Annotated in this window: 6 protein-coding genes; all 6 read left to right on the top strand. The window is 57.5% G+C overall.

The genetic code is table 11. The features are described 5' to 3' along the window. The first annotated feature begins 180 nt into the window (after positions 1–180). Positions 181–690 carry a class Ib ribonucleoside-diphosphate reductase assembly flavoprotein NrdI gene (nrdI, locus tag HMPREF3174_RS06555; RefSeq protein ID WP_016664109.1) on the top strand — a complete coding sequence of 170 codons (510 nt, stop codon included), beginning with the start codon at positions 181–183 and terminating at the stop codon, positions 688–690. Continuing rightward, positions 687–2,861 carry a class 1b ribonucleoside-diphosphate reductase subunit alpha gene (nrdE, locus tag HMPREF3174_RS06550; RefSeq protein WP_016664110.1) on the top strand — a complete coding sequence of 725 codons (2,175 nt, stop codon included), beginning with the start codon at positions 687–689 and terminating at the stop codon, positions 2,859–2,861. Before nrdI ends, nrdE begins: the two co-directional genes overlap by 4 nt. Before the next feature lie 114 nt (positions 2,862–2,975). Next, positions 2,976–4,004, top strand: a complete 1,029-nt coding sequence (gene nrdF / locus HMPREF3174_RS06545; protein WP_016664111.1) for a class 1b ribonucleoside-diphosphate reductase subunit beta — start codon at positions 2,976–2,978, stop codon at positions 4,002–4,004. 215 nt (positions 4,005–4,219) lie between these two features. Continuing rightward, positions 4,220–5,440 (top strand): ATP-binding protein, encoded by a 1,221-nt coding sequence (locus HMPREF3174_RS06540; protein ID WP_070448271.1) that lies wholly within the window; start codon positions 4,220–4,222, stop codon positions 5,438–5,440. A 222-nt stretch (positions 5,441–5,662) separates the two neighbouring features. Then, a complete protein-coding gene (locus HMPREF3174_RS06535) occupies positions 5,663–6,532 on the top strand; it encodes an Abi family protein (protein ID WP_070445891.1) in 870 nt (289 codons plus the stop codon). A gap of 432 nt (positions 6,533–6,964) precedes the next feature. Then, positions 6,965–7,674 (top strand): type I restriction-modification system subunit M (locus HMPREF3174_RS06530; RefSeq protein ID WP_070448270.1); only part of this gene is annotated, 710 nt, incomplete at its 3' end.

The raw sequence follows: 7,674 nt of genomic DNA, 5'->3' as shown, positions 1-7,674 counted from the left end.
CACCTGGACCTAAAAACCTAGAGCACTCCAGGTTCGGTATGACGTAGTCTGCACTTCGGCGTGTCGTAGATTTGTGAGATTATTCGTGCTAAACACTATATGTGGTGCCCGCAACGTGGGTCAGGACTAGATGTAGGGGTGGGATTGCTGAGGTGCAAATGCTGAGAGGAGAACATGCTGATGAGTGAACGCAGGGAAGGCCGAACACGAAGCGTCGCGGAGGTGCGAGTGCTCGAGGGGCAAGATTCACCTGACCTGGTGTTTTTCTCGAGCGTTTCGGAGAACACCCTCCGCTTCGTCGAGAAGCTCGAGCGCCCGGCGGTGCGGATCCCACTCCGACCGCGCACAGAGGGAATGATCCGAGTGACCAGGCCCTACGTGCTCGTGGTTCCGACCTACGGCGGCGGAGCGCAGGCCGGGGCGGTGCCGCGGCAGGTGATTACGTTCCTGAACGATCCTGCAAACCGCGCGCTGATCCGCGGCGTGATTACCGCGGGGAACACCAACTTCGGTGAGCACTACTGCATCGCAGGACCGATCATCTCAGCCAAGTGCAAAGTTCCTGAGCTGTACCGCTTTGAACTTCTTGGCACCAACCGCGACGTTGCTCGAGTCAAGGCTGGTTTAGACGAATTTTGGGCACGACAGAACACATTAGAAGCAGAAGCAAATGAGGAGGACGTCGCATGACGATCGCCACACCATCAGAAACAACCACCCCCAACACTGCACGGGTTGGCGGGGTCGGCGAGCGGAAGGACTACCACGCGCTCAACGCCCAGCTGAACCTGTTTGCGGCGGACGGGTCGATCCAGTTTGACAAGGATCACGAAGCGGCGGAGGCCTACCTGAACCAGCAGGTCATCCCGAACACGAAGCAGTTCGCTTCGGTGTGGGAACGCCTGGAGTGGCTGATCGAAAACGAGTACTACGAAGCCGAATACCTGCGCGCCTACGACAAGGACTTCGTCGAGCGCCTCCACGAACAGGCCGACGCTTTCGGGCACAAGTTCCAGACCTTCCTCGGTGCGTTTAAGTTCTTCACCTCCTACGCGCTGAAAACCTTCGACGGCAGCCTCTTCCTCGAAAACTTCGAGCAGCGAGTTGTTGCCACGGCGCTGTTCCTCGGTCAGGGTGACGAGGAACTGGCTTCGAAGACGGTCACCGAGATCCTCTCGGGCCGTTTCCAGCCGGCAACTCCGACGTTCTTGAACGCGGGTAAGAAACAGCGCGGCGAGCTCGTGTCGTGCTTCCTGCTGCGCGTTGAAGACAATCTCGAATCGATTGGCCGCAGCGTTAACTCTGCGCTGCAGCTGTCCAAGCGCGGCGGCGGTGTGGCGCTGCTGCTGTCAAACCTCCGCGAGGCGGGTGCCCCGATTAAGCAGGTCGAGAACCAGGCTTCCGGTGTTGTTCCCGTGATGAAGATCCTCGAAGACAGCTTCAGCTACGCGAACCAGCTCGGCGCTCGCCAGGGCGCAGGCGCTGCGTACCTGCACGCGCACCACCCCGACATTATGCGGTTCCTCGACACGAAGCGTGAAAACGCTGACGAGAAGATCCGCATTAAGACCCTGTCGGTTGGGGTTGTGATTCCGGATGTGACCTTCGAACTGGCTAAGCAGAACAAAGATATGCACCTGTTTAGCCCCTACGATGTGCTTCGCGAAACCGGTATTCCGCTTTCGGATCAGTCAATCACCGAGCGCTACGACGAGTTCGTCGCGAACCCGCGGATCCGCAAGACCACGATCAGCGCGCGCGAGTTCTTCAAGACCCTCGCTGAGCTGCAGTTCGAGTCGGGCTACCCGTACGTGCTGTTCGAAGACACTGTGAACCGTGCGAACCCGCTCGAGGGGCACATCAACATGTCGAACCTGTGCTCGGAGATTCTGCAGGTGAACACCGCCTCTGAGTACGACGCCGCAATCGGGTACGAGACGATCGGTCACGACATTTCGTGCAACCTCGGCTCGCTGAACATTGCGCAGGCAATGGCCAGCCCGGACTTCGGCGCAACCGTTGAGATTGCGGTGCGGGCGCTGACGAGTGTGTCGGATCAGACCGACATTCAGGCGGTGCCGTCAATTGCCGAGGGTAACCGTGCGTCACACGCCATCGGCCTCGGCCAGATGAACCTGCACGGCTACCTCGCTTCGCAGCGCATCCACTACGGCAGCGAAGAGGGAATTGACTTCACCGACGCGTACTTCCGCACGGTGACCTACCACGCGCTGCGCGCTTCGAACCAGCTGGCGATTGACCGCGGTGCGACCTTCGCGGGCTTCGAGAAGAGCGACTACGCTGACGGCAGCTACTTCGACCGTTACACGGCCGAGGAGTGGGTGCCAGAAACCGCGCGGGTGCGTGAGCTCTTCGCCGAGGCTGGAGTTGCGCTGCCGACGGTTGCGGACTGGGAACAGCTGCGCGAGTCGATCCGCGAACACGGTATCTACAACGCGTACCTGCAGGCGGTGCCACCGACCGGGTCGATTAGCTACGTGAACAACTCGACGGCTTCGATCCACCCGATCGCCTCGAAGATTGAGATTCGTAAAGAGGGCAAGCTCGGCCGCGTGTACTACCCGGCTCCGCACATGACAAACGACAACCTCGAGTTCTTCGAAGACGCCTACGAAATCGGCGCCGAGAAGATCATCGACACCTACGCTGCTGCGACCAAGCACGTGGATCAGGGTCTGTCGCTCACGCTGTTCTTTAAAGACGAGGCGACCACTCGCGACATCAACCGCGCGCAGATCTACGCGTGGCGCAAGGGCATCAAGACGCTGTACTACATCCGCCTGCGCCAGCCCGCGCTCGAGGGAACCGAGATCGAAGGCTGCGTTTCCTGCGCGCTGTAGTCGCGTTCGCGCCCGCGTGTGCGCCCGTGCTGCGCGCGCGGGCGCACCGCGCGCCGTCCGCGCACTCCGCGCACTGACCACCAGACACCACTAGTGAAAGAGCTTTATTGAACTATGACTGATCCGTTGAACACCGACCGCCCGCTGCAAGAGATCTCGGTCACCCCGCCGTCGTACCGCCACGACCCGGCAGCGCGGCTGCGCCCCATTAACTGGAACCGCGTCACCGACGACAAAGACCTCGAGGTGTGGAACCGTCTGACCGCGAACTTCTGGCTGCCAGAGAAGGTGCCGCTGTCAAACGACATCCCCGCGTGGCAGAAAATGACCCAGGAAGAGCGCACCCTCACGATGCGCGTCTTCACCGGTCTGACCATGCTCGACACCGTGCAGGCAACTGTCGGTGAGATCGTGCAGATCCAAGACTCCCGCACCGAACACGAAGAGGCCGTCTACACCAACATTGCGTTCATGCAGTCGGTGCACGCCCGCTCGTACTCCTCGGTGTTCTCAACGCTGACGAGCACCCCGGAAATCGACGACGCCTACCGCTGGGCAGTTGCCAACGATCTGCTGCAGGAACGCTGCAAGAAGGTGCTGCACCACTACTACGGCGATGATCCGCTCAAGCGTAAAGTGTCTTCGACGCTGCTGTCGTCGCTGCTGCTGTACGCAGGGTTCTACCTGCCGCTGCACTTCTCGGTGCACGCGACGCTGACGAACACCGCAGACATGATCCGCCTGATTCTGCGTGACAAGGCAGTGCATGGTTACTACTCGGGTTACAAGTACCAGCGCGGACTCGAGACGCAGAGCAAAGAGCGTCAGGAAGAGATGCGCAAGTTCACCTTCGACCTGCTGGAAGAGCTCTACGAGCTTGAGCTGCAGTACTCGGGTGAGCTGTACGAGCCGCTCGGCCTGATGGACGACGTTGCCGTGTTCGTGCGTTACAACGCGAACAAGGCGCTGATGAACCTCGGTTACCCGTCGCGGTTTACCGCTGAAGAGACCGAAGTGAACCCTGAGATTCTCGCGGCGCTGTCACCTGGCAGCAACGAAAACCACGACTTCTTCAGTGGATCAGGATCGAGCTACATCATCGGTAAGGGCGAAGACACCACCGACGACGACTGGGACTTCTAGGCTCAAGGGCTTAACGGCTCGAGGGCTCAGCGGCTCGATTCGGGCCGCACCGTCCGAATAGCGCACCGCGGGTTGGACGCTGGCACACGCCGGCAACCTTCCCGCGGTGCGCTGTTTTGTGCCCGAGCCAGCGCGATTCTTGTCGACTATGATCGACAAAACCTCCGCAAAGTAGCAGCTTGTCGACTATACTCGACAAAACAGGGAGGTTTGTGGTGGACAGAATCATTGAACGCCCGAGATACTTTTCGCGGATCCAGCCCTTTATCGACAAACCCCTCGTGAAGGTGCTCACCGGTGTGCGTCGCTGCGGCAAATCTACGATTCTGCAGCAGCTGCAAGAAGTGATTCGCGCGGGCAGCGCTGATCCACAAGTGTTTGCGATGAATTTTGAGTCCGCTGACGGGCTTCACATCACAGACGCAGCGGCGCTGCTACGGCGCATCGAAGCCGAAAACCTCAACAAAAACACCCGCGCGTATTTCTTCTTTGACGAAATTCAGCAGGTCGCCGACTGGGAGAAAGCCATCAACGCGATCCGCGTCGACTATGACGCAGATATCTATGTCACCGGGTCGAATTCGCGCATGCTTTCCGGTGATCTCGCCACACATCTTGCCGGTCGCTACGTTGAGTTCTTGATCCAACCGTTTTCGTTTGCGGAATTTGTCGAGCTGCACCGCCAAAGCGACCGCACACTGAGCGAACGCTTCCAGCACTTTGTGCAGTTCGGCGGTTTCCCGGCGTTGAAATACTTCAACCTCGACCGGGAACCCTCGCTCGACTACCTTGACTCGGTGTACAACTCGGTTGTGCTCAAAGACGTGATTGAGTATCACCAGATCCGCGACGTCGACATTTTTCACCGCATCGTCGGTTACTGCTTCGCAAATATTGGAAAAACCTTCTCGGCGCAGTCACTGGTGCGTTTTTTCAAAAGCGAGGGGCGCACCGTTTCGGTTGATACCGTGTTGAACTACCTTGAGTTTTGCGTGAACGCTTTCTTGATTTATCGGGTTCCGCGCTTTGACATTGCGGGGAAGGCGAGGCTTCGGGCAACTGAGAAGTACTATGCGGTGGATCACGGTTTTCGTGAAACGCTCGGCCTTTCGAACCAGGCCGACATTGAGCTGACCCTCGAAAACATCGTGTGCGTGGAGCTGCTTGCGCGCGGGTACGAGGTAAGTGTCGGAAGAGCCGGCGCGCGCGAGATTGACTTCATCGCCCGCAAAGGTTCCGACACTGAGTACTTCCAGGTGAGTTACCTGCTCGGCAGCCAAAACACCGTCGACCGCGAGTTCGGTGCCTTTCGCGGGGTTACCGACAACTTCCCGAAAACCGTGCTGAGCATGGACCAGTTCGACATGAGCCGCGACGGGATCCAACACAAAAACATTATCGAGTGGCTTGTCGAGCCCTCACCGTTGCACAGCTAGGTGTCATCGCCTAGCCTGAATACCAACATGACCGGTACCGCTACCCATTTTGGTGGGAGCCCAGGGCCGGTCTTTGTTTTTCTCGATCTAGCCGTCATGCTCCTGTAGCCAAATGAGGCCACCCAGCGCGCTGGGGCCGTGGCATTATTTAGGTAATCGTTCAGCCCGCTTCGACCATCAGGTTGGAGACGGGCTGGATTTCTTTCGAGGCATGAAAACCCGATGAAGAAGATCAAAAATCCCACCACGGTTGAAGTGCAGATTGCCCTCATGCGCTCACGAGGGATGGAGCTCAACGAATCCCTAGCAAGGCAGTGGCTGTCTAGCGTCTCTTACTACAGGCTGTCCGGGTATTGGTACGCCTACCGGATTCTCCCAGAGCCTGAAGACCCCAAACAGCCGCAACGCGCCGACAGCTTTGTGCGAGGCACGAAGTTCGAAGAAATAGTCGCTCTCTACGAATTCGACCGTAAAATGCGCACACTTATTTACGATGGGATTGAGCGGATTGAGGTTGCGCTACGTGCACGGATCGGCGAACTACTCGTCGCGAAAGGAGCCTTATCTTACAAAGATCCAGGTATCTTTCGTGAGGATTTCCGGCATCAAGACTGGCTAGAGACTGCTGAGAAGCGTGTGGATCGCGAGCGAAAACGTAACCGCGCTGTGGCTCACTACAGTGTCAACTACGGGGATTACCCATTCTGGGTTCTTGCTGATGTCCTTGATTTTTCCGATATTTCCATCCTCTTTGATGGCCTCACTCTTGATGATCAGCGGAGTATTGCACACAGTTTCGGTTTCTTTGGCGACGTCGATCGATTGAACTCTAAGCAGAAGAAGAGCTACTACAACCAAGATCCCCTCGCTCGATGGTGCGAACAACTCACCGTTCTGCGAAACACAGGTGCACATCACGGCCGCGTATGGAACCGCCACTTCACCCCGGCAGCGACGAATGCTTTCCGAACGATACAAGAACTGTCTTGTCTCCCGAAGGGGCAAAGTGAACGGCTCTTCGGCGCTCTCACTGCCATAGCATTCATGCCTCGGAGCGTCTCTCCGGGATCCACCTGGGTAAAAAACTCATAGACTGATTGCGGAGGAATATGAGCCCCTGGAACTACGGAAAATCGACGAGATGGGTTTCCCTGATGACTGGAATGGAGTCTCCAGTAGCTAGAACGTGGCTTCCTCGCCATCCCTAAGGGTTGAGGTTGAACACCTCAACAAATGGATCAAGCGGCCCACGAATCCTGGCGTAGTCTTGGCGCTTATTCTGCCCATAAAGAGTTAGTCGCACATGGTGAGGCTTGATGACAAGCCACATCGACGAGCGACAAAACAGCTACAGAAGCAATTGCTATACCAAGGCCTACCGCATTTCAGAGTAGACCGCGGGGCGGCGTGGATCTGTACGAATGTCAGTGCTGCGGGCTACTGTGAGTTCTATGGTTCCCGGTTCGGAACCATAAGGCGCGGAACAACCTCCGCAGCCAAGCACTGTGACAAGGAGTTTCACGGATGAACAAAGAGCAGCAGCGTGCCGCGCTCCACAAAACCATCTGGCAGGTCGCGAACGATCTACGCGGATCAGTTGACGGCTGGGACTTCAAATCCTATGTGCTCGGCGCACTGTTTTATCGTTTCATCTCGGAAAACCTCACCGCGTTCATCAACAAGGGTGAGCGCGAAGCCGGCGATCCGAACTTTGATTACGCAAAGCTCTCTGACGAAGACGCAGAGTTCGCCCGTCCGAGCATCGTCAACGACAAGGGCTTTTTCATCTTGCCGTCCGAACTGTTCGAAAACGTCAGGAAGCGAGCAGAAAACGACCCGAACCTCAACGAAACTCTCGAGGCGGTGTTCCGAGACATCGAAGCTTCTGCGGTGGGGGCCCGAAGCGAACACGACATCAAAGGTCTGTTTGACGACTTCGAGGTCAACCACTCACGCCTTGGCAACACCGTTGCGCAGCGAAACGCAAAACTCGTGAAGCTGTTAAACGCGATTGGGGATCTCCCTCTCGGCGGTGAGTACGCAGACAACTCCATTGACCTGTTCGGCGACGCTTATGAGTTCCTCATGCAGATGTACGCCTCCAACGCCGGTAAATCCGGGGGCGAGTATTACACCCCGCAAGAGGTTTCAGAACTGCTCGCCCACATCGCCATTGACGGTAAGAAGCGTGTGAACCGAGTGTATGACCCGCTCGGTGGATACAACACCGTATT

Origin of the sequence: Trueperella sp. HMSC08H06, assembly GCF_001808465.1 — a bacterium.
In the GTDB taxonomy this organism is placed as follows: domain Bacteria; phylum Actinomycetota; class Actinomycetes; order Actinomycetales; family Actinomycetaceae; genus Trueperella; species Trueperella bernardiae.
This window is presented reverse-complemented; position numbering and strand designations above follow the sequence as displayed.

Bases quoted from the DNA above. Each gene is read 5' to 3' on its own strand.
- HMPREF3174_RS06535 (WP_070445891.1), top strand. From the start codon at position 5,663: ATGAAGAAGATCAAAAATCCCACCACGGTTGAAGTGCAGATTGCCCTC.
- nrdE (WP_016664110.1), top strand. From the start codon at position 687: ATGACGATCGCCACACCATCAGAAACAACCACCCCCAACACTGCACGG.
- nrdI (WP_016664109.1), top strand. From the start codon at position 181: ATGAGTGAACGCAGGGAAGGCCGAACACGAAGCGTCGCGGAGGTGCGA.
- nrdF (WP_016664111.1), top strand. From the start codon at position 2,976: ATGACTGATCCGTTGAACACCGACCGCCCGCTGCAAGAGATCTCGGTC.